General features: G+C 70.3%; 21 protein-coding genes. 13 read left to right on the top strand and 8 right to left on the bottom strand.

What is annotated here, in order from left to right; genetic code table 11:
* Positions 1-5 precede the first annotated feature (5 nt).
* The 4 genes from AYL44_RS04450 to lnt are packed head-to-tail and all read left to right on the top strand — an operon-like array spanning position 6 to position 4,291.
* A complete protein-coding gene (locus tag AYL44_RS04450; RefSeq protein ID WP_064002011.1) occupies positions 6-650 on the top strand; it encodes an FMN-binding negative transcriptional regulator in 645 nt (214 codons plus the stop codon).
* The gene (locus AYL44_RS04455; RefSeq protein WP_064002012.1) at positions 647-2,149 is read left to right on the top strand and encodes an amidohydrolase; all 1,503 of its coding nucleotides are present in this window, start codon (positions 647-649) and stop codon (positions 2,147-2,149) included. The genes AYL44_RS04450 and AYL44_RS04455 overlap by 4 nt, the downstream gene beginning before the upstream one ends.
* A 10-nt stretch (positions 2,150-2,159) precedes the next feature.
* The gene (locus AYL44_RS04460; protein ID WP_064002013.1) at positions 2,160-2,690 is read left to right on the top strand and encodes a gamma carbonic anhydrase family protein; all 531 of its coding nucleotides are present in this window, start codon (positions 2,160-2,162) and stop codon (positions 2,688-2,690) included.
* A 47-nt stretch (positions 2,691-2,737) separates the two neighbouring features.
* Positions 2,738-4,291: an apolipoprotein N-acyltransferase gene (gene lnt, locus AYL44_RS04465; RefSeq protein ID WP_064002014.1), complete on the top strand. Its 1,554-nt coding sequence runs from the start codon at positions 2,738-2,740 to the stop codon at positions 4,289-4,291.
* Between the two features lie 3 nt (positions 4,292-4,294).
* Here lnt and AYL44_RS04470 read toward each other — a convergent pair whose 3' ends face one another.
* From AYL44_RS04470 to AYL44_RS04485, 4 genes are all read right to left on the bottom strand, one after another.
* On the bottom strand, positions 4,295-4,666 hold the full coding sequence (locus AYL44_RS04470; RefSeq protein WP_064002015.1) for an RNA polymerase-binding protein RbpA: 372 nt from the start codon (positions 4,664-4,666) through the stop codon (positions 4,295-4,297).
* Between the two features lie 109 nt (positions 4,667-4,775).
* On the bottom strand, positions 4,776-5,549 hold the full coding sequence (locus AYL44_RS04475; RefSeq protein WP_064002016.1) for a glycerophosphodiester phosphodiesterase family protein: 774 nt from the start codon (positions 5,547-5,549) through the stop codon (positions 4,776-4,778).
* Complete coding sequence (locus tag AYL44_RS04480; RefSeq protein ID WP_064002017.1) at positions 5,546-6,490, bottom strand: SPFH domain-containing protein; 945 nt, start codon at positions 6,488-6,490, stop codon at positions 5,546-5,548. Before AYL44_RS04480 ends, AYL44_RS04475 begins: the two co-directional genes overlap by 4 nt.
* Positions 6,487-6,957 (bottom strand): NfeD family protein, encoded by a 471-nt coding sequence (locus AYL44_RS04485; protein WP_064002018.1) that lies wholly within the window; start codon positions 6,955-6,957, stop codon positions 6,487-6,489. The genes AYL44_RS04480 and AYL44_RS04485 overlap by 4 nt, the downstream gene beginning before the upstream one ends.
* 136 nt (positions 6,958-7,093) lie before the next feature.
* Here AYL44_RS04485 and AYL44_RS04490 point away from each other — a divergent pair, with 136 nt between their 5' ends.
* Positions 7,094-7,855, top strand: a complete 762-nt coding sequence (locus AYL44_RS04490) for an SDR family oxidoreductase (RefSeq protein ID WP_064002019.1) — start codon at positions 7,094-7,096, stop codon at positions 7,853-7,855.
* 13 nt (positions 7,856-7,868) lie between these two features.
* Here the strand turns inward: AYL44_RS04490 and AYL44_RS04495 are convergent, their stop codons facing one another.
* Positions 7,869-8,801: an AEC family transporter gene (locus AYL44_RS04495; RefSeq protein WP_064002020.1), complete on the bottom strand. Its 933-nt coding sequence runs from the start codon at positions 8,799-8,801 to the stop codon at positions 7,869-7,871.
* Between the two features lie 85 nt (positions 8,802-8,886).
* Here AYL44_RS04495 and AYL44_RS04500 point away from each other — a divergent pair, with 85 nt between their 5' ends.
* From AYL44_RS04500 to AYL44_RS04510, 3 genes are read left to right on the top strand one after another with little or no spacing between them, the layout of a single operon-like run.
* Positions 8,887-9,351 carry a DUF2975 domain-containing protein gene (locus tag AYL44_RS04500; RefSeq protein WP_064002479.1) on the top strand — a complete coding sequence of 155 codons (465 nt, stop codon included), beginning with the start codon at positions 8,887-8,889 and terminating at the stop codon, positions 9,349-9,351.
* The gene (locus tag AYL44_RS04505) at positions 9,351-9,578 is read left to right on the top strand and encodes a helix-turn-helix domain-containing protein (protein WP_064002021.1); all 228 of its coding nucleotides are present in this window, start codon (positions 9,351-9,353) and stop codon (positions 9,576-9,578) included. The genes AYL44_RS04500 and AYL44_RS04505 overlap by 1 nt, the downstream gene beginning before the upstream one ends.
* Positions 9,571-10,623 carry a hypothetical protein gene (locus tag AYL44_RS04510; RefSeq protein ID WP_064002022.1) on the top strand — a complete coding sequence of 351 codons (1,053 nt, stop codon included), beginning with the start codon at positions 9,571-9,573 and terminating at the stop codon, positions 10,621-10,623. Before AYL44_RS04505 ends, AYL44_RS04510 begins: the two co-directional genes overlap by 8 nt.
* A 122-nt stretch (positions 10,624-10,745) precedes the next feature.
* On the opposite strand, the gene AYL44_RS04515 is transcribed toward AYL44_RS04510, so the two are convergent.
* On the bottom strand, positions 10,746-11,972 hold the full coding sequence (locus AYL44_RS04515; RefSeq protein WP_231872723.1) for an ROK family transcriptional regulator: 1,227 nt from the start codon (positions 11,970-11,972) through the stop codon (positions 10,746-10,748).
* A 192-nt stretch (positions 11,973-12,164) separates the two neighbouring features.
* Between AYL44_RS04515 and AYL44_RS04520 the strand changes: the two genes are divergently transcribed.
* The 5 genes from AYL44_RS04520 to AYL44_RS04540 all read left to right on the top strand — a co-directional run bounded on the left by AYL44_RS04520 (position 12,165) and on the right by AYL44_RS04540 (position 17,906).
* Positions 12,165-13,412: an ABC transporter substrate-binding protein gene (locus tag AYL44_RS04520; RefSeq protein WP_064002023.1), complete on the top strand. Its 1,248-nt coding sequence runs from the start codon at positions 12,165-12,167 to the stop codon at positions 13,410-13,412.
* 65 nt (positions 13,413-13,477) lie between these two features.
* On the top strand, positions 13,478-14,416 hold the full coding sequence (locus AYL44_RS04525; RefSeq protein ID WP_197471581.1) for a carbohydrate ABC transporter permease: 939 nt from the start codon (positions 13,478-13,480) through the stop codon (positions 14,414-14,416).
* Positions 14,413-15,261: a carbohydrate ABC transporter permease gene (locus AYL44_RS04530; RefSeq protein WP_064002024.1), complete on the top strand. Its 849-nt coding sequence runs from the start codon at positions 14,413-14,415 to the stop codon at positions 15,259-15,261. The genes AYL44_RS04525 and AYL44_RS04530 overlap by 4 nt, the downstream gene beginning before the upstream one ends.
* 32 nt (positions 15,262-15,293) lie before the next feature.
* Positions 15,294-16,577, top strand: coding sequence for an ROK family transcriptional regulator (locus AYL44_RS04535; protein WP_064002025.1), 1,284 nt, complete (start codon positions 15,294-15,296; stop codon positions 16,575-16,577).
* A gap of 18 nt (positions 16,578-16,595) precedes the next feature.
* Positions 16,596-17,906 carry a glycoside hydrolase family 27 protein gene (locus tag AYL44_RS04540; protein ID WP_064002026.1) on the top strand — a complete coding sequence of 437 codons (1,311 nt, stop codon included), beginning with the start codon at positions 16,596-16,598 and terminating at the stop codon, positions 17,904-17,906.
* Positions 17,907-17,924: 18 nt separating this feature from the next.
* Here AYL44_RS04540 and AYL44_RS04545 read toward each other — a convergent pair whose 3' ends face one another.
* Positions 17,925-20,186, bottom strand: a complete 2,262-nt coding sequence (locus AYL44_RS04545; RefSeq protein WP_064002027.1) for a beta-L-arabinofuranosidase domain-containing protein — start codon at positions 20,184-20,186, stop codon at positions 17,925-17,927.
* Positions 20,183-21,652 (bottom strand): alpha-N-arabinofuranosidase, encoded by a 1,470-nt coding sequence (locus tag AYL44_RS04550; protein ID WP_064002028.1) that lies wholly within the window; start codon positions 21,650-21,652, stop codon positions 20,183-20,185. Before AYL44_RS04550 ends, AYL44_RS04545 begins: the two co-directional genes overlap by 4 nt.
* Between the last annotated feature and the right edge of the window lie 21 nt (positions 21,653-21,673).

Below are 21,673 nucleotides of genomic sequence, written 5' to 3' on the forward strand. Positions count from 1 at the left end.
GCACGGTGAGGCAGAACCCGAGTTTCACGATGACGGATGCCGCCGAGCTCCGCCGCGTGATCGACGAGAACCCCTGGGTCACGATCGTGAGCGACACCGAGGCGGGACTGGTGGCGTCCCACTACGCGGTCCTGCTCGACCCGACACGCGAGGACCTGACGATCGTCGGGCACGTCGGACGCCCGGACGACCTCATCCACGGCCTCGGCGAGGCCGAGATCCTCGTCGTCGTCCAGGGTCCGCACGGATACATCTCGCCCGGCTGGTACGGCGACGGCCCCGCCGTCCCCACCTGGAACTTCGTCTCGGTGCACCTGCGCGGTGTACCCGAGATCCTCTCGGCGGAGGAGAACCTCGCTGTCCTCGACCGTCTCGTCGACCGGTTCGAGCGGTCGATGCCGCAGCCCCGTCGCATGTGGGAGGCCCCGAACGACGACGAGTTCGTGCGCCGGCTCGAGAAGGGCACGGTCGGCTTCCGACTGACCCCGACGCACGTGACGGCCAAGCGCAAGCTCAGCCAGAACCGTCCCGACGAGGTCGTCGACACGATCATCGACCGCCTCGACGCCGATGGCAGCCCGTACGCGGATCCGCGTCTGGCCGACGAGATGCGACGCACCCACGACGCGATCCGGGCGGCACGCTCGTGACGGCGTCGCGCGGCGAGCAGGTCGACGTCATCGCCGGTGTCCGGTTGACCGGCGCCGGTCGGGTCGACCCGTTCGGCGATGCGCCGGTCGACGTGCACCTGCGCGGCGGCGTCATCGCGGACATCGCCCCGGCCGGTGCGCTGCCCCGCCGCGGCGTGGTCGTCGAGGGCGACGGCGGATGGCTCGTCCCGGGGCTCTGGGACCACCACGTCCACACCGTGCAGTGGGCCCTCGTCGCGCAGCGGACGCCGCTCGGCGACGTGACGGATGCGGTGCAGGCGGCTTCCGTCATGGGGCACTCTCCCGTGCTCGACGACGGACGACGCGTCGGCACCGGCTTCCGCGACGCCCTGTGGCCCGACGCCCCCTCGCTCCGTCTGCTCGACGAGCACACCGGCGAGGTCCCGACGTACCTCATCAACGCGGACGTCCACAGCGTCTGGCTGAACAGCGCCGCGTTCCGCCGCGAGTCGATCGCCCCGACCGCGGACGGCATCCTCCGCGAAGGACCGGCGTTCGAGATCTCGCGCCGGCTCAACGACGTGGATCCCGCCGTCGCTGACCGCTTCGTGCGGGACGCCCTCGACCGTGCCGCCGCCCGCGGCGTGACGGGCATCGTCGACCTCGACATGGCGTGGAACGCGGATGCCTGGGCCCGGCGCCTCGACGCCGGCTTCGACAGCCTGCGCGTCTCGTTCGGCGTGTACCCCGACCTCCTCGATCGCGCGATCGCTGTCGGACTGGCCACCGGCGACGCCGTCGACCCGCTCGGGCTGGTGCGCATGGGCTCCCTGAAGGTCATCACCGACGGCTCCCTCGGCACGCGGACCGCCGCGTGCTCGCATCCGTATCCCGACGATCCGCACAACACGGGTGTCCTGACGGTGGCTCCCGACGAGTTGGTGGAGCTCATGATCCGGGCCGCCGGCGCCGGGCTCTCCTGCGCGATCCACGCGATCGGCGACGTCGCGAACTCGCACGCCCTGGACGCCTTCGCCCTCACCGGCGCCACGGGCACGATCGAGCACGCTCAGCTCGTCGCGCACGCCGACATCCCGCGCTTCGCCCGACTCGGCGTTGGTGCCAGCGTGCAGCCCGAGCACGCCGTCGACGACCGGGACCTGACCGATTCGGTGTGGGCGGCGCAGACCGCTCTGCCGTACCCGCTGCGCGCCCTCGCCGATTCGGGGGCCAACCTGCTGTTCGGATCGGACGCTCCGGTGTCGCCGCTCGACCCGTGGGCCGCGATGGCGGCCGCCGTCCACCGCACCCGCGGGGGACGCTCCCCGTGGCGCCCCGAGCAGGGTCTCGACGCGGCGACCGCCCTAGCGGCGTCGACGGCGGGCGGCTCCGCCACCGGGAGTGCGCTCGAGCCCGGCCTGACCGCGGACCTCGCCCTGATCGACCGCGATCCTCTCGCCGCCGACGATGCGTCGCTCCGCGCGACACGCGTGGGCGCGACGACGGTCGCGGGCCGGCTCACCCACATCGCCCCCTGAGGAGACCCCGATGACCGTGTCCGACCAGGCCACCCTGCTCGCCCTCCTCGAGGCGACCCCCGAGGTCGCCGACACCGCCTTCGTCGCCGCCGGCGCGCGCGTGGTCGGCGCGGTCACCCTCGGCGACCGCGCGAGCGTCTGGTACAACGCGGTCCTCCGCGGCGACAGTGCGCCGATCTCGATCGGTGCCCGCAGCAACGTGCAGGACGGCGTCGCCGTCCACGTCGACGCCGATCACGGTGTCGAGGTGGGGGAGGACGTCTCGATCGGCCACAACGCCGTCGTCCACGGCTGCCGGATCGGCGACGGCACCCTCGTCGGGATGGGCTCGGTGATCCTCTCCGGCGCGGTCATCGGTGCGGGATGCCTCATCGCCGGGGGAGCGGTCGTGCTCGAGGGCGCCGTCATCCCCGACGGCTCGCTGGTCGCGGGAGTCCCCGCGAAGGTGCGTCGCCCCCTCACCCCGGAGGAGCGGGCGGGGATCCTCCGCAACGCCGCGATCTACCTCGACCACTCCGCCCGTCACGGCGACGCGGCGTGAGGCGGCTCCTCAGCGTCGCCATAGCGGGTCTCATCTAGGCTTCCTCCGTGCGCGACCGCCCCCTCCTCCCGCTCTGGCTGGCCCTGCCCGTGGCGGTCGCCGGCGGCGCCGTCCTAGACCTCGCCTTCCCCGACATCGGGATCTGGCCGCTCGCCTTCGTCGGCGCGGCGATGACCCTGGTGACGCTCATCGGCCGGTCCGCGTGGGGTGCGGTCGCCGTCGGTGCGGCGTTCGCGGCATCCTTCTACCTGCTGCACATCGCATGGATCACCCGCTACCTCGGCCCAGTCCCGTGGTTCGCCCTCGCCGGGGTCGAGACGGTGCTGAACGCCGTGGGCGCGGTCGTCATCACCCTGGCGTACCGATGGCTGCCGAAGGTGCTACCCGGCCGGTGGGCGCGTGTCACCGCCCTGCCCGCCCTCGTGGCCGCGGCGTGGACCGCGCGCGAGCAGTTCGTCGGATCGTGGCCCTACACGGGGTTCCCGTGGGCGCGGCTCGGGATGAGTCAGTCCGACGGTCCGCTCGCCGAGCTGGCCTCGTGGCTCGGCGTGAGCGGCCTGACCTTCGTCATGGTCTTCCTGACGGCCGCCGTCATCGAGGCCGTCCGCCTGCGGGTGTGGCGTCGCGTACGGCTCGCGGTGCCCGCGGCCGTCGCCGCCGCCCTTCTCCTGCTGGTACCGCAGTTCCCGACGACGGATGCCGGGACGATGCGTGTCGGCGCGGTGCAGGGGAACGGCCCGTCGGGGTACTTCGACCAGCGCGAGCCCTACGCCGTCTTCCGCGCCCAGCTCGCCGCCACGCAGCCCCTGATCGGCCAGGACCTCGACCTCCTGCTGTGGCCGGAGGGAGGCGTCGACGCCGACCCGATCAACAACTCCTCCATCGCCGATGCGCTCGACGACCTCTTCACCCAGGTCGACGCGCCGCTCCTGGTGAACGCCGCGACCGAGCGCGGCGACAAGATCTACAACACCTCGATGCTGTGGCAGGCCGGCGCGGAGAACCCGCTCGCACTTCACGACAAGACGCATCCCGTCCCGATGGGGGAGTACGTCCCCGACCGATGGTTCTTCGAGGCGCTCGCTCCCGATCTGATCGGACTCATCCAGCGCGAGTACACCCCGGGCACGAACCCGCCCTTCTTCGACGTGAACGGGGTCGGCGTCGGCCTCGCCATCTGCTTCGACGTGATCTACGACGACGTCATCTGGGACGGTGCGCGCGACGGCGCCGAGGTCTACATGTTCCAGACGAACAACGCCGACTTCCGCGGGACCGACGAGAACGTGCAGCAGCTCGGTTTCGCCCGCATGCGCGCCATCGAGACGGGCCGCTCGGTCGTCAACATCTCCACCGTCGGGACCAGCCAGGTGATCGCCCCGGACGGCTCCGTCATCGACGGCCTCGCCGCCGACACGGCGGGGGCGCTCCTGGTCGATGTGCCGCTGCGCTCCGGGCTCACCCCCGCGGTCGTCCTCGGTCCGGCCCTCCAGTGGCTGCTGGGGTGGTCGGCGCTTCCGATGCTCGTCCTGCTCGGGATCCTCGCCCGTCGGCGCACAAAAGCGGCGCCGTCCGAAGAGGACGACGCCGCTGGAGTGTGAGGGTCAGGCGCTCAGCTTGTCCGAGCTGCCGCCGCGACGGGCGCGCAGCAGAGCGAGCCGCTCCTCCAGGAGCTCCTCGAGCTCGGGGATGGTGCGACGCTCCATCAGCATGTCCCAGTGGGTGCGGGCGGCCTTGTCACCGGAGTGGTCGACCACGGCGACGGTGTCGCCGATGCGTCGAACGGCCTCGGAACCGCAGGTGCGGCACTCCCAGGCCTCGGGAACCTCGGCGTCTGCCGCGAACGTGAGAACGGTCTCGCGCTCGCACTGGGTGCAGACGTAGGTGTGGTTGGTGCGCTCCACGAACACGACGCCCTCTTCGCTCTGTAGGCTCGAAGCGCCGAGACGCATGCCGCGCAGGCTGCGATCTGCCATTGTGTGGTCCTCTCGTCGTCGTCCTCAGGTATAACGAACTCACCTGTGCGGATCATCCGAGAAGACCTCAACGAGTGTGCTATTCACAGCCGATCTCCAGGACCGCCGGTTATACGCGAGATGACCTCGTCGAGACGCCGACATCGGTCCGATCGGTCACGACGCCGTCGACGCCCATGTCCCACAGATGGCGCATGCGAGCGGGGTCGTCGACGGTCCACACGTGCACCTCGACGCCCGCCGCGTGCGCGGCGTCGATGAGGCGCGGGGACAGGATCCGGATGCCGCGATGACGCTCCGGGATCTGGAGCGCGTCGAGCCCCTCGAGGTGCCGCGCCGCGAGGCGGGGGAGTCGGGCCGTGACAGCCGCCAGCACCCGCGCGAGCGTGCGGGACCCCGCGGACGTCGCCGGCTCACCACCCCGCGCGCGGGCCGCAGTGAGGGCTGCAGCGCGGCGGGCGTCCGAGAAGCTCGTGAGGAGCACGCGGTGCGACTCGCGCGCGGTGAGCCTGCCGACGGGTTCGGCCGCGGCATCCGCCTTCACGTCCAGATTGAACCGCGCGTCCGGGAACGCGTCGAGGACGTCGGGCAGCACGGCGAGGCCGCCGCGCGTCGACATGATCTCGACGAGTTCGCGGGTGCGGACGGTCGCGACGGGGCGGGGGTCTCCGGTGACGCGTCGCAGATCGTCGTCGTGGAAGAGGATCACGTCGCCGTCGGCGGTGACGTGGCAGTCGGACTCGAGGTAGACGGTGCCGGTCGCGCGGGCGGCGGCGAGAGCGGCGACGGAGTTCTCGACGACCTGCTCGGAGTCCGGCGGCACGAACCCGCGATGGGCGAGTACCCGGGGGGCCTCCTCACCGAGGAACCACGGATGCGTCATGGTGCCGTTGTCGTCCCGTCCGTCGGCCGGGCGGGTCCGCCGAACGCGGTGCTGAACGACTTGAGGGCATCGGTGAACTCGCTGGGGATGACCCAGAGCTTGTTCGACGCCCCTTCGCTGATCTTCGGCAGGGTCTGCAGATACTGGTAGGCGAGCAGCTTCTCGTCGGGGTCGCCCTTGTGGATCGCGTCGAAGACGTATTGGATCGCCTGGGCCTCGCCCTCAGCGCGGAGGACGGCTGCCTGCTTGTCACCCTCGGCCCGGAGGATCTCGGCCTGCCGACGGCCCTCCGCTTCGAGGATCTGGGACTGCTTGGACCCCTCGGCGGTGAGGATCGCGGCACGCCGGTCGCGTTCGGCGCGCATCTGCTTCTCCATGGAGTCCTGGATGGACACGGGCGGATCGATCGCCTTCAGCTCGACGCGCGAGACGCGGATGCCCCACTTGCCTGTCGCCTCGTCGAGGACGACACGCAGCTGCGTGTTGATGTTGTCGCGGCTGGTGAGGGCCTCTTCGAGGTTCAGACCACCCACCACGTTGCGGAGCGTCGTCGTCGTGAGCTGCTCGACGGCACCGAGGTAGTTGTTGATCTCGTACGTCGCCGCGCGCGCATCGGTCACCTGGAAGTAGACGACCGTGTCGATGGAGACGACCAGGTTGTCCTCGGTGATGACGGGCTGCGGCGGGAAGGACACCACTTGTTCGCGCATGTCCACCAGCGGGAGGAGCCGGTCGATGAAGGGAACGAGGAGGTTCAGGCCGGGGGAGAGGGTGCGCTGATAGCGACCCAACCGCTCTACGACACCCGCGTACGCCTGCGGGATGATCCGGATGGAGCGGAACAGGACGACGACGACGAAGATCGCGACGACGACCAGGAGGACGACGACGAAGATCTGGCCGACGAACGCGCCGACGTCGACGCGGGCGGGGAGGGTCATGCGAGGTTCCCTTCTTCGGGTGCCACCACGACGGTGGCGCCGCGGACGGCGGTGACGGTCACACGTTGACCCGGGATGACGGATGCCGAGGCATCGAGCAGACGGGCGGTCCAGGTCTCGCCGTTGTCGAGCTTGACCGATCCGTCGCCGTCGACGAAGGCGGAGACCACCCGCGCCGACATCCCGGTGAGCGCGTCGACGTTGGTCGGGACGTGCTGGCTGGAGCGATGCAGGGCGCGCAGCAGGAGCGGGCGGATCGTGAAGAGGAGGAGCGCCGACACCGCGGCGGCGGCGAGCACCTGGAGCCACCACACCCCTCCGGCGAGGTTCACGCCGAGGCCGCCGATGAGGGTGCCGGCGGCGAGCATCAGGAACGTGAACTCGAGGGTGAGCAGCTCGATGATGACGAAGAGGACCGCGAGCACCAGCCAACCGATCCACAGGTACTGGATGAGATCGGGGAACATCGTCGGCTCCTTCGGTGAGCGTGTCCTCGCACCCTACCAACCGGGGTCGACGGCCAGGCCGAACCGCCCTCGATTGATAGGCTCGACCCCGTCCCGTCCGTCTCGTGCACCCGCCGAGCACCCCGCAGGAGTCCCCATGTCGCAGCCCGTTCCCGCCGCATCCCTGACCGGCAAGACCGCCCTCGTCACCGGATCGTCCCGCGGGATCGGCGCCGACACCGCCCGCTACCTCGCGCAGGCGGGCGCGAACGTCGTCATCAACTTCCGCAACAAGGCACCGCGCGCCGAGAAGCTCGCGACGGAGCTGCGCGGCCTCGGAGTCGACGTGCTCACGGTCGGCGCGGACCTCACGGATCCGGCATCCGTCTCGGAGATGTTCGTCGCGGTGAAGGAACGCTTCGGTTCCCTCGACCTCCTCGTGCTCAATGCCTCCGGCGGCATGGAAGGCGGCATGGCCGAGGACTACGCGCTGACGCTCAACCGCGACGCGCAGGTTGGCGCCCTCGAAGCTGCGCTGCCGCTGATGTCCGAAGGCAGCCGGGTCGTGTTCGTGACGAGCCACCAGGCGCACTTCATCGAGACGACTCCCACGATGCCCGAGTACGAGCCGGTCGCTCGCTCCAAGCGCGCCGGCGAGGACGCCCTCCGCGAGCGGATCCCGGCCCTGACCGAGAAGGGCGTCGAGTTCGTCGTCGTTTCGGGCGACATGATCGAGGGCACGATCACGGCGACCCTGCTCGAGCGCGCGAACCCCGGCGCGATCGCGGAGCGGCGCGAGAGCGCCGGCAAGCTCTACAACGTCGCGGAGTTCGCCGCCGAGGTCGCCCGGGCCGCCGTCGAGCCGATCCCGGCCGACCACACGCGTCTCATCGGCGACACCAGCTCCTTCGGCGCCTGACACCGCCGGCCGGTCAGGCCGAAGGCCCCAGCAGCAGCACCACGAGGAACAGCACGGGGACGCATCCGATCGTCGTCAGGAAGACGGTGTCGCGCGCGATGGTCCTTCCCGTCGCGTACCGCTGCGCGTAGTTGAAGACGTTCTGCGCGGTCGGGAGCGCCGCGAGCACGGTGACGACCAGGACCTCGGCGGGGGAGAGGCGGAACAGCAGCGCCGCCACGACCCATGCCACCGCCGGCATGGCGAGCAGCTTGAGTCCGCTCGCCAGCAGGATGTCGCGGCGTCGTCCCGTCGTCCCCAGCACGCGCTGACCGTTGAGCGAGATGCCGTAGCTGATCAGCAGGATCGGGACCGCGGCGTTCGCGACCAGCTGCAGCGGGTCGAGGACGATCGGCGGGAGCGGGATGCCGGTCGCCGACACGATCGTGCCGAGGAGCGAGCCGACGACGATCGGGTTGGTGATCGTCCGCCGCAGGATCGGCCAGGGACGCCGCCCGGTGGGGGAGGTGAGCGCCTCGAAGATCGCCATCGTGATCGGCGTGAGCACGAGGAGCTGGAAGAGGATGACGGGTGCGGGGAACGCCGCGCTGCCGAGGACGTACAACGACAGCGGGATGCCGATGTTGTTCGAGTTGACCTGACCTGCGGAGAGGGCGCCGATCAGCACCTCTCCGGCCGCTCGTCGCCAGATGAGGCGTGAGACGAGTACATAGATCGCGAACATGACGACCGCAGCGATCGCCGAGACCGGGAGCAGGGACGAGAAGAGCGTGCGGACGTCCGCCTGGGACAGCACGACGAAAAGTAGGAACGGGCTCAGGACGAAGAACGTCAGTCTGCTGAGGACCTGACCGCCGGTCGGCCCGAGGAGGTCGATGCGTCCGATGACCCAGCCCACGGCGATGGCGACGCCGATGACGACGAATCCCGTGAGAACTGCGAGCACCCTTCGAGCCTAGGGCGGGTCTCCCGTTGCGGGGGATCGGGGGAGCAGCTATCGTTTTTCGATAGATAGAGATCGGAAGGCGATGATGAGCACAGCAACGATCCTGACGCTCCGAACGGCACTGGTGGCATCCCTCGTGGGCTCGATCCTCGTGCAGGTCGGCATCCTTCCCGCGATCTGGCGGGACCTCGAGACCGCATCGATCGCGTGGCGGGTGGCCGCCGTCTCGATCCTCGCACTCTGGGTCGTGTGCCTGCAGGTCGTCGCCGTCTGCATCTGGCGGCTCGTCTCGATGGCCGCCGCGGAGGCTGTCTTCTCTGTCGGTGCTTTCCGCTTCGTCGACATCGTGATCGGTGCAATCACGGTCGCCGCCGTCCTGACCGCTGGCCTCGCCACGCTGCTCGTGCCCGGAGACGTCGCCCCGGGTGTCGTCGGCCTGATCTACGGAGCCGCCGTGGCGACCGGGGGAGTCGCGCTCGTCGTGGTCGTCATGCGCTCGCTGTTGCGCAAGGCGATCGAGATGCGCACCGAGCTGGACGAGGTCGTCTGATGCCGATCATCGTCGACATCGACGTCATGCTCGCACGGCGGAAGATGGCCGTCGGGGACCTCGCCGCACGCATCGGCATCACGCCGGCCAACCTCGCCGTCCTGAAGAACGGTCGCGCGAAGGCGGTGCGCTTCACCACCCTGGATGCGCTGTGCGAGGTGCTGGAGTGCCAGCCCGGCGACCTGCTGCGCTGGGAACCGGAGATGTCAACGCCCCCGGGTGAGTGACGTGCGCCCCGCTGTCGTCGTCCGCTGGGCGACGGGCATCCTCGCCGTTCTCATCCTCGTCGCCATCGCCGTCGTCGCTGCCGTGACGGATGACCCGCACAGGATCGTCCTGGTGGGAACGCTCGATTCGTGGCAGCTTACGGTCGTGCTCGCCCTCATCGGCTGCGGGGACCTGGCGGTGTTCGCCTTCAGCATCCGCGTCAGTCATCCGCTCGCGCGCGCCGGGGTGATCTTCGCGTGCCTCGCGGCGACGGTGGCGGTGGTCGTCGCCGGCGCGGTTGCCATGCTCGCAACGCTGGAGACGAGCCACGTTTCGCCCATCATCGACGACGAGGGTTGCGACACGGGGTACGTCGTGCGGGAGACGGAATCGTACGGCGGCGGAGCGGGTGCCGTTTATCTCGTGGACGGTGTCATCGCGACGGCTCAGGGCTCGACACCGACCGGTCCCGCTGCCACGCCGTTCCATGACGGTGCATACACGGCATCCCTCGTCGATCACGTGCTCCGCGTGTCCTACGCCTCGGGTGCGGGTGGTCCGATCGATGGGAGTTCCCGTCTGATCCTCACGCCGTACGAGGACGTGTACGGACCGTGCGGGTTGTCGCGTCCCGCCTACGTTCCGAGCCCGGTTGCGCCGACGCCGACTCCGAAGCCGCCGCTCAGCCTCCCGGACGCAGAGAAGGTCATGGCGGACATGTATCGACAGACGCAGAACGTCGTTCCCGGTGCAACGGATGCGGACGGGGATCCCTGGGCGCCGGTCGCCCCGACGAGGACAGCGTGCGACGCCGACTCGATGCAGTCGACGGTGTCAGCCGAGTTCGCGACCTCGGACAACGCGGCGGCCCTCGCACGCATCCTTGCGACGTGGGATGCCGCTGGTTTCGCCGCCGACCGGGCGATACAGACCGACATCCGATTCGATCCCGACTCCGGCGTGGCGCTCAGAATCAGCGACCGATCGACGATTGACCGTCTGATCCACCTCTCGATCACGACACCGTGCCTGCCCGCACCGGACGCCGGTGAGACGACGGAGTGAACCGTCCGGTGCGAAGCGGTGTGCTCCATACATCCGATAATGCACATTATGTCAACTCGGTGATCACACATACGCTCGGCCCCGCGCTCCTCCGCTGAGAGCACTGAGGACGCGTCGACGCGCTACAGAGCGAGCGGAAGACGGGTCGTCGACAGGCCGACGTCACCGAGGAAGCGTTCGAACGCGAGGGTCGCCATGCCGATGGCGACCGAACTACCGCGAACGGTCGACACGCCGAGTTCGACTCCCGTCGTCGCACCGGCGGGCGCCCGCCGCTGCAGCTCGGCCTTCGTGGGATCCACGAGATCGTCGCCGAGGGCCCACGCCGTCCATCCGGTCAACATCATCACCTCGGGGTCGATGATCGACGCCAGGTCGCCGAGTGCGACGCCGAGGTAGTGCGCGGTCCGTTCGAGCACCTCCTCGACGACCGGATCTCCCCCGGACTCGCGGTGCGTGCGCGCGAGCCCGACGATGAACTCGCGTTGCGGCACGCGGGCCAGTTCGTGATCCGGTGCGATCTCACGGAGGGTCTGCTGGATGCCGGGGGCCCCGACGTACGCCTCGACGCACCCCAAGCGGCCGCAGCGGCAGGATCTCCCGTCGAGCACGAGCACCGCGTGCCCCCACTCCCCCGCGCTGTGCGTCGCGCCGCGCAGGATCTTGCCCTCCAGCACGATGCCGGCGCCCACACCGGTCCCGAGGTTCGCGATGACCATCGATGAGGCCGTGCGCCCGCGCCCGAACCACAGTTCCGCCGTCGCGATCGCCTTCAGCGGGTTCTCGACGACCAGCGGCAGCCCGATGCGCTCGCGCAGCCGGTGCAGAACCTCGACGTTCCGCGCCGCCCAGCGCGGGGCGACGGCATCCGCCGACTCCTCCGCACTGATCAGACCCGGCAGTGCGACACCTGCCCCCAGAACGTGGGCGCGGTCGACACCCGTCTCGCTCAGGGCGGTGTCGACGGCGCGCACGATGCTCTCGGTGACGCTGCCGACCGACGGCAACGACTCGTCCATGGGGACCTCGACCGACCCCACCTGCTCGAGCGCGGCGTCGAAGACGATCGCGCGGACGTATGTCTCCGCGACGTCGATGCCCAGGATGCGGCCGCGGTCGCCGTTGACGCGCAGCATCGTGGTGGGTCTACCGGCGCCGAGGGCGGAGCTGCCGGCATCCGCCACCAGACCCTCCCCCCGGAGCTCCTGCACGATCGTGGCTACCGTCGCGATGCTGAGCCCGGTCACCTGCGCGAGCTCGCCGCGCGTCGAGGTGCCCGCCGACAACAGCGCATGCAGGACGTCGAGCCGCGACTCGCTGCGGATGTCACGCGACGATCTCTTCCCCACGACGGTTCCCTCTTCCGCATCCGCCTCCGATCCCGCGCGGATGTCTGCCTGAATACTGCCAGAGTCCGAACCGTTATCTGATTGGGGGTAGACCACCCCTTCTTTTAAGCATTAGATTAAGGGCGATCGGTGCGACGGCGGACCGATCGGATTCCCGTATCGCCGTCACCATCCCGCAGAGAGGCGAGAAGGATGACATCACCCACGCGACGCAAGCTCGCAGTCACAGCAGCACTCCTCGGCGCATCGGCGCTGTTGATCTCCGGTTGCTCCAGCAACAGCGGCGGCGGAGGTGCCGACGGCCCGATCACGCAGTTCTACCACCAGTACGGTGAGGAAGGCGTCCAGGAGGCGGTCAACCGCTGGGCCGACGACTACAAGGACGCCAAGATCGACCTGCAGTGGGTCGAAGGCGACTACGCGCAGCGTGTGAACGCCCTCCTCGCCTCCGGCAAGGGCATCGATCTCTTCGAGTACAACGCGATCAACGTCGAGGCCGCGCGTCAGGGCCAGTACGCCGACCTGACCGACCTGGTCGAGCCCATCAAGGACGACATCCTGCCGATCGCGCTCAAGCCCGTGACGATCGACGGCAAGTACTACGGCATCCCGATGATCACGGACGCCCAGCTGTTCATCTACCGCCCCTCCATGTTCAAGGAGGCCGGTGTCGAGGTCCCCGAGACGTGGGACGAGCTCGTCGAGGCCGCGAAGAAGCTGACGAACGCCGATCACAAGGGCCTGTTCCTCGGCAACGACGGCGGCGCCGGCATCCTCGCCGCCAACCTGCCCCCGGCAGCCCCCGGCGGCATCATCGACGACGAGAACACGAAGGTCTCGCTCGAGTCGCCCGAGCTCGCCGAGGCGCTGACCTCCGCACACGAGCTGTACGACTCCGGCTCGCTGCTCATGGGTGCACCGACCGACTGGTGGGACCCGACGTCCTTCATCGCCGGTGACGTCGCGATGAGCTGGCAGGGTCTGTGGGCCATCCCGGCCATCAAGGAAGCGCTCGGCGACGACGTCGCCGCCTTCCCGGTGCCCGCGCTCGACGGCGGCCAGCCCATCGTCGGTGTCTCCCAGTGGAACGAAGTGGTCGCCGGCAAGTCCGGGAAGATCGAGCAGGCCAAGGAGATCGCCAAGAAGCAGTGGATCGAGGACACCGACTGGCAGATCGAGTTCAGCACCAAGTACGGCTTCCACATCCCGCCGCTGAAGGACGCCCGCGAGCAGGCCGAGACCCTCGGTGACGGTGTCGCCAAGCAGATCGTCGACCTGACGACCGAATACGGCTGGACCGGCGGCCCGTACTACACGCCCGCGATGAGCACGGCCCTGACCGACGCGGTCACCCGCATCGTCGTCGACGGCGCCGACGCGAAGTCCGAGCTGTCGGCCGCGCAGTCCACGATGCAGGGCATGCTGGACACGCTGCAGTGACTCAGCTCACGCCTCCGGTGGCCCGGGTCTCAGACCCGGGCCACCGGCCCACTCCCCCGCCTTCCGTGCCGCGCGGGCGTCGCCCGATCCGCGGCACCCGCCGTGCGTTCTGGCTCTTCGTCGGACCCTTCTTCATCGGCCTGGTGATCTTCAGCATCATCGCGCTGTTCTGGGGCTTCTACCTGAGCTTCACGCGCGCCGTCGCGACCATCACGCCGACGGACTTCGTCTGGTTCGACAACTACGTCGCCCTGCTGACCGACCCGAGCTTCCTCTCGTCGCTCCTGTCGTTCACGATCTTCGCGATCCTCGTCGTCCCCACCACGCTGATCGTGTCGCTGCTGCTGGCGATGCTCGTGGCCAACCTGCCGGTCGCACGGGCGTTCTTCCGCTCCGTGTTCTTCCTGCCGACGGCGTTCTCGTACGTGATCGCCTCGCTCATCTGGAAGCTCGGCATCTTCAGCGGGTCGACCTCCTCGGTCGCGAACGCCATGCTGCAGGCGCTCGGCCTCGAGCCGGTCAGCGCCTGGCTGACGCAATCGCCCTACTACTGGGTCGTCATCGTCAGCGTGCGCCTCTGGCTGCAGGTCGGTTTCTACATGCTGCTGTTCATCGCAGGCCTGCAGCGGATCCCCGACACGCTGTACGAAGCGGCAGCCCTCGACGGTCTCTCCCGCGGACCCCGTCGGTTCTTCGCCATCACCTGGCCGCAGCTGCGTCCGACCACGGCAGCCGTCATGCTGCTCCTGCTGGTGGCCGCCTTCCAGGCCTTCGACGAGTTCTACAACCTCGTCCGCACGATCCCCTCCGTGCGTCCGCCTCTGCTGTACATCTACAACCTGTCGTTCCAGCAGCTGGACTACGGCAAGGGTGCCGCCGGGGCGTTCGTGGTGACCGCGGTCGTCGTGCTGGTCGCCCTGCTGCAGTCCCGGTTCTTCGGATTCGGCGCTGCGGATGAGACGAAGACGCCCCGCCGGGGCGCACGAAAGGAGCGTGCCTCGTGACCGTCGTCGGAAACCCCGTACGCCGTCGCGTCGAACTGGCGCTGCGCTACGTCGTCCTCGTCATCCTCGCGATCCTGTTCCTGCTGCCGCTGTACGTGATGGTGAAGACGGCCGTCTCGCAGCCGTCGGACGTCACGTCGAAGCAGTTCGTGTGGTGGCCCGCCGACCCCAACTGGGGCAAGTTCGCGGAGATCTTCGCCGACGAAAGGTTCGGGCAGTCGCTCATCACCTCCACCATCATGGCCGTCTCGATGACGGTCGGGCAGATCGTGATCGGCGCCCTCGCCGGGTACGGGCTCGCCCGCATCCCGAACCGCGCCTCGAAGTTCCTGCTCGCCGTCACCGTGACGATGCTGCTCATCCCGAGCGCCACCACCTTCCTGCCGAACTACCTCATCGTGTCGTGGCTCGGCTGGACGGAGACGCTGCAGGGCATCGTCGTGCCGACGCTGTTCACCGCGTTCAACGTGTTCCTGTTCCGGCAGTTCTTCCTGTCCTTCCCCAAGGAACTGGAGGAAGCCGGCAAGCTCGACGGGCTCGGCTACATCGGCACGTTCCTGCGGGTCGTGCTGCCGAACTCGCTCACCTTCGCGGCGGCGCTGACGGTCCTCGGATTCCTCGGGGCGTGGAACGCCTTCCTCTGGCCGCTCGTCGTGGCCGGAACCGGCTTCGGAGCCCTCACGGTGCAGGTCTACCTCTCGTCGTTCATCACGGCGCAGACCTTCGACTACACCGGGCTCTTCGCCGCCGGCTTCCTCGCGTCGATCCCCGTCCTGCTCGTCTTCATCCTGCTGCAGCGCTGGCTGCTGCGCGGTGTCGCCGAGACCGGCCTCGGTGGCGCCTGAGCCCCGGCTCGGGCCCGGGACGCACGACGACCATGACCCGCACGCGCTCGTCGAGTGAGATCCGCGACGCCTCACGGCGGGAGCTCGTCCGGGCTCTCGCCGTGGGCGGCACGGCGACGCGCACCGACCTCGCGCGGGCGACCGGGTTGAGCGCGGCCACCGTCTCGAACCTCGTGACCGAATTGCGCGAAGACGGTCTGATCGCGGATGCCGGGATCGACAACGGCGGCGCGGGGAGACCGACCACGCTCCTGCGCATCGACGGCGCCGGCGGGGCGCTCCTCGGCATCGACGTGGCCGAGACCTACATCCGCGCGGTCGTCTTCGACGCCGCCCTCACCGAGATCGGGGCCGCAAACGTCGACGTCGACGAGGCCTGGGCATCGACCGACCTCATCGCCGACGCCGTGCTGCAGGCCGTGTCGCAGGCGATGGAGCGCAGCGGTCGCCACCCGGATCATCTTCTCGGGGCGGGTCTCGGACTTCCCGGTCTCACGTCGACCGACCCCCGTCGCATCGCCTCGACCCCCGCGTGGGCGACGCACATCCGCGACCTCGAGGACCGCCTGCGCCCGCACCTGCCGAGCCCGCTCGTGACCGCGAACCCCCTGCAGGCCGTCGGCCATTCCGAGGTGTGGTTCGGCACGGCGCGCGGACGCTCGACGGCCGTGGTCGTGAACCTCGGGACCGGCGTGGGTGCGGGCATCATCGTCGAAGGACGGGTTCTGCGCGGCGCGACCCGCAGCGCCGGCGAATGGGGGCACACCGTCCTCGAGCTCGACGGACGCCCGTGCCGGTGCGGCCGCCGCGGATGCGTCGAAGCGTACGTGGGGGTGCCCGGCATCCGGCAGACCCTCCACGACGTCGCCGACGGTCACGACCTCCTCGGACTGCACCAGCGCGACTTCGTCCAGGGACTCGGCGAGGCCGCGGACGACCCCGCGGTGGCCGAGACCCTCTCGCGCACGGCGCGCTACCTGGGGATCGCGCTGTCCGACATCGTCGCCGTGCTCAACCCCGAGGTGCTGACCCTCACCGGGTGGACCGCGTGGGCGCTCGGCGACCTGCTGCTGCCCGCGACCCGCGCGGCGCTCGCCGAGCGGGCGCCGGAGCTGACCGCCGCGCGCCTGGCCCTCGACGTCTCGCCGGTGCGCGTCAACAGCGTCGCCACCGGGATGGCCGTCCTGGCCTTCGAGCACCACCTCGACACCCGCGCCCTTGCACGCCGCACCCGGCCGCGCCTCGACCCGCCCGCCGTTCCCGTGGTGACCGTGCCGGCACCGGCGGCATCCGCCCCTCAGCCCGTCGCGGGCTGACCACACGACAGGAGACCCATGGTCCTCGCACGCCCGCATCGCCCGCCGATGGGCTGGAACAGCTGGGATTGCTACGGCACGACCGTCACCGAGGCGGAGGTCCTCGCGAACGCGCGCTTCATGGCCGAGCACCTGCGGGATGCCGGATGGGACACGGTCGTCGTCGACGCCGACTGGGCCGACCCCGACGCGCGTGAGCACGGCTACAACGACGACGCCCGCCTGCACCTCGACGCGTCCGGACGGCTGCATCCCGATCCGGTGCGCTTTCCCTCGTCGGCGGGCGGCGCCGGGTTCGGGCCGCTGGCCGAGCAGATCCACGCGTTGGGGCTGAAGTTCGGGCTCCACGTCATGCGCGGGATCCCGCGGCGGGCGATCGCGCAGGGCCTCGTCCTCCACGGCACCGCGACGCCGCTGTCCGCCCTCGCCGACCCCGCCAACGACTGCGAGTGGAACCCGCACTTCGTCGGGATCGACCACGCCCACCCGGATGCCGCGGGGTACTACCGCTCGACCGTCTCCCTCTACGCGGAGTGGGGCGTCGACCTCATCAAGGCCGACGACATGCTGTGGCCGTACCAGGAGCGCGACATCACCGCCTACAGCGAGGCGGTCGCCGGCGTCGACCGCGAGATCGTGCTGAGCCTCTCCCCCGGCCGCGACCTGTCCGCCGCCCACCTCGAGCACCTCGCCGAGCATGCGAGCATGTGGCGCATCTGCGACGACGTCTGGGACCGGTGGGAGGACGTCGCGGACAACCTCGCCCGGATGGCCCGGTGGGCACCGCATGCCGAGCGGGGCGCCTGGCCGGATGCCGACATGCTGCCCCTCGGCCGGATCGGCATCCGCGCGGAACGCGGCGAGCCGCGCGAGGACGCGCTCACTCCCGACGAGAGACGATCGCTGCTGACGCTCTGGACGATCGCGCGCTCCCCGCTCATGTTCGGGGGCGACCTGCCCTCGACCGACCCCGCGACCATCGGGATGCTGCGCTCCCCTGCGATCGCCGACCTGCTGACACGGGCGCAGCACAGCGGCGAGATCCGGCGCGAGCACGGGCTCGTGCTGTGGCGCGCGGTCGGCGGCGACACGACGTGGATCGCGGGCGTGAACACCACCGACGCACCGCTGACGGCGACCGTCGACGCGCGGGACCTCGGGTTCGGGCCCTCGCCCCGCACCGTGACGGACGTGTGGACCGACCGGCCGGTGCTCCCCCGGCCGGGACGCACGGGCGACACCACCGTCCGCGGCGTTGCGCCGGACTCCGCGGCCTTCGACGTGGTCCTTCCGCCGCACGGCTGCGTGTTCTGGCGGTACGACGGATGACGCGGCGCGCGGCTCGGGCTAACCGAGCCGCGCGCTCATCAGTCTGACCTCGGTCAGCCGGGGCGTGGTCTCCTCACCACCACCGACCGCGAGCTGCCACTGCACCCGGCCGTCCGCGTATGCGCCGAGGTCCAGATCGAGCAGCGGCTCGTCCTGCGGATCGACGAGGCGATCCACGAGCACCTCGTCGTCGAGGGACACCGTCAGCCTGCGCGGAGCGGTGTCACGCAGCCACGCGATCCGGAGCTCCACGGCGGACGCGCCCCAGTCCTGGAGGGTGAACGCGCCCTCGCCGCGGAACCGACGCCAGTGGGTGCCCTCGTCGTAACCCGACTCCGAGTCGACGAGGGTGAGTCCGTGATCGGACTCCGGTTGCTGCTGCCCGAAGGAGATCGCGTCGAGCGTGCGGCCCTCGAGGGCGTCGGACCGCGCGTCCTCCGCCGCGAGTTCCGCGCGGCGTCGCGAGGCATCCCGCTCCGAAGCGACCGGGAACGAGAGGATGTACCGGTCGTCGTGGAGGGCGGCGAACGGCTCGAGCACGACCTCGCGGTGCGCGGACGTCTCGCCGAGGACCACGACGAAACCGTCGCGGCGCTCAGCGGCCACCAGGTCCTCGGGAGCGAGGATCGGCGCCTCGGCGAGCGGGAGCAGCGCACCCCGGGCGATGTGCCCCATGCGCGCGTCGGTCCCGAGCGGGTCGACGGCCGGACCGGCGAGGCGCTCGGCGAGCACGCGGGGTCCGTCGACGATCCACCCCCACCCCTCGTCGCCCGCAGGGTGCTCCCAGCGCAGCAGGGGCGGCAGCTCCAGCTCGATCGCGGTGCGTCCGCGCCACTCGCGGTCGAACTCGAACCACCCGTCGGACGACGGGCGGACGACGTCGTCGTCGATGCGCGCGACGGCGGCCCCGGGCACGACGCCTTCGGGCACACGGACGCGCACCGCGAGGTGGCGAGGGGACGCCGCGGTCACGGTGACGACGGCGTCGTCGCCGAACGGACGGGCGCTCTCGACCTCGACGGTCACGCCCTCGTCGTGGACGCGCGCCGCGATGAGCAGCTGCACGTCGATGCGGCCCGGCGCGCGTCCGAACACCGACAGCGCGTACCGAGCGGGCGCCTCCAGCCCCGTCCCCATGCAGCACCAGAACCCCGTCTCGGGACGCGAGTAGACGCGATGGTGGCCGGGACGGTGGGAGGTGAAGTAGACGATGCCGCCGTGCTCGGGATGCTGCGCCGACAACAGGTGCGCGCTGAGCGCCCGGTCGATGTAGGCGAGGTGCGCGGGGTCCCCCGACCGGCGGTACATCTCGCGGGCGAGCTCCACCATGTTCACGGTGTTGCAGGTCTCGGGCCCCTCGCGCGCCGTGAACATGCTCGACCAGTCGTCGCGCGGCGGGAAGTGCTCGCGCACGCTGTCGCCGCCGATCGCGGTCGTGCGATGGCCGACGACACTCCGCCAGAACGTCTCGGCCGCCCGGCCGTAGCGGGCGGGCGCGCCGAGCCGCGCGAGGACCGCGTACCCGACCGCGAGGGGGATGTGCGCGTTGGCGTGCAGCCCGTCGAGCGGGTCGCGACCCGCCGCGAGCAGTTCGAGGAAGGAATCGACGGCGAGCCGCAGGGCCAGATCCATGGCCGCGGGGTCGCCGGCGGCATCCGCCCACCGGGCGAAGGATGCCGCCAGTCCGCCCGGCTCGGTGCGCAGCACCTGTTCGACACGGGCATCCGAGAGGGACGCGAAGGTGCGCACCCACCACGCGACGTAGTCCGCCGCGACGACGCGGGCGGACGCCGAGCCGGCGTACACGACCGCGTCGATCAGACCCGTGAGGGTCTTGTGCAGGTTGTACAGCGGCGCCCACCGCCCGCCGAGGTCGAACGTCTGCGCCTCGACGCGCCCGTCGGCGATCTCCTGCCACAACGACACCCCGTCCGGCACACCGCCGAGGTAGCCCGTGCCGAGCGCGAGCTGACACTCCCGGAGTCCGCCCACGATCACCTCCATGCGCTCGCGCGCCGCGGCGGATCCGCTCGCCGCGTGCGCAGCCAGCGCACTGAGCACGTGACCCAGCGTGTGGCCGTCGAGACCGTCGGACTCCCAGCCGCCGTAGCCCGGCCCCGTCGGCAGACCCGCCTCACGCCGGAACGGCGCGAGCAGCCTGTCGGGGTCCAGCTGCAGCGCCGACCGCAGCGCGAGTTCCTGGGCGTGCGCGAAGGGCCCGGGCGCGAGCGTCACCGCGGAGAGCGGGAACGGTTCCGCTCCCCCGCGTGTCGACGTCACCCCGCGGCCCGGACGCGGACCGTCACGATGCTGCGCGGCGGCACGGCGAGACGCAGCTCGGACCCCTGCACGACGGTCCCGGTGAAGTCGACCGGGGCGACGGCGTCGGGCTCGTCGAAGGTGTTGTGAGCGGATGCCGCCGCGTGCAGCATGCGTGCCCCCACCACCTCGCCGATGCGCTCGGGCAACCGCAGCACGAGCTCAGACTCGGCGTTCAGGTCCCAGTTGACGACGCTGACGGTGTAGACGTCGTCCTTGACGCTCACGGTGTGGTCGAGGTGCGCCGCCGCGGGGCCCTCGACCCGACCCGCGGCATCCGTCGTCGCCACGAACTCGGCGTCCTGGTGGTCGACGTAGAGCCCGAACGCGTGGAAGGTCGGCGTCTTCACCATGCGCGGGCCGTCGGTGAGCAGCATCGCCTGCAGGACGTTGACCATCTGCGCGATGTTCGTCATCCGCACCCGGGCGGCGTGGCGGTGGAAGATGTGGAAGTTCACCGCCGCGACGATCGCGTCGCGCATCGTGTTCTGCTGGTACAGGAAGCCGGGGTTCGTGCCCTGCTCGACGTCGTACCAGGTCCCCCACTCGTCGACGAACAGGCCGACGCGTCGCGCGGGATCGTGCCGGTCCATGATCTCGCCGTGCCGCCGCAGCAGGGTGTCCATCATCCGCGTGCGGTGGATCGTGTCATACCACGCGGCGTCGTCGAAGCTCAGCGCCGCACCCTTCACGTCCCACTCGCCCGTCGGGAGCGTGTAGTAGTGCAGGCTCAACGCGTCCATGTGGCCGGCCGCGCGGGCCATGAGGACCTCGGTCCACTCGTAGTCGTCGGCGTTGGCGCCGCACGCGACCTTGGCGACGTGGCTGTCGCCGTAGTCGCGCACGAACGTCTGGTACTGCCGGTAGAGGTTCGCGTAGTGGAGCGGGAGCATGTTGCCGCCGCATCCCCAGCTCTCGTTCCCGACCCCGAAGAACTGCAGCTTCCACGGCTGCTCACGCCCGTGCGCCCGGCGCAGTTCCGCCATCGGGGTGTGCTTGTCGAGGGTCATGTACTCGATCCAGTCCTGCATCTCTGCCACCGTGCCGCTACCCACGTTGCCGTTGACGTAGGCCTCGGCGTCGAGCTGGTGGAGGAGCTCGAAGTACTCGTGCGTGCCGAAGGTGTTCGGGTCCACCACACCGCCCCAGTGGGTGTTGACCATCGCGCGGCGCCCTTCAGCGGGGCCGACGCCGCCGAGCCAGTGGTACTCGTCGGCGAAGCAGCCGCCGGGCCAGCGGACGACGGGCACCTTGATCTCGCGCAGGGCGGCGATGGCGTCGGTGCGGAGCCCGTTCTTGTGCGGAATGTCGCTCTGCTCACCCACCCACAGACCCTCGTAGATGCCGCGACCGAGGTGCTCGGCGAACTGTCCGTAGATGCGGCGGTCGATGCGATGGGCGCGGGTGGTCGCGGTGATGATGCTCATGGGTGTGCTCTCCGTCGAGTC

Source organism: Microbacterium oleivorans, assembly GCF_001644225.1.
Classification (GTDB): Bacteria; Actinomycetota; Actinomycetes; order Actinomycetales; family Microbacteriaceae; genus Microbacterium; species Microbacterium gawkjiense.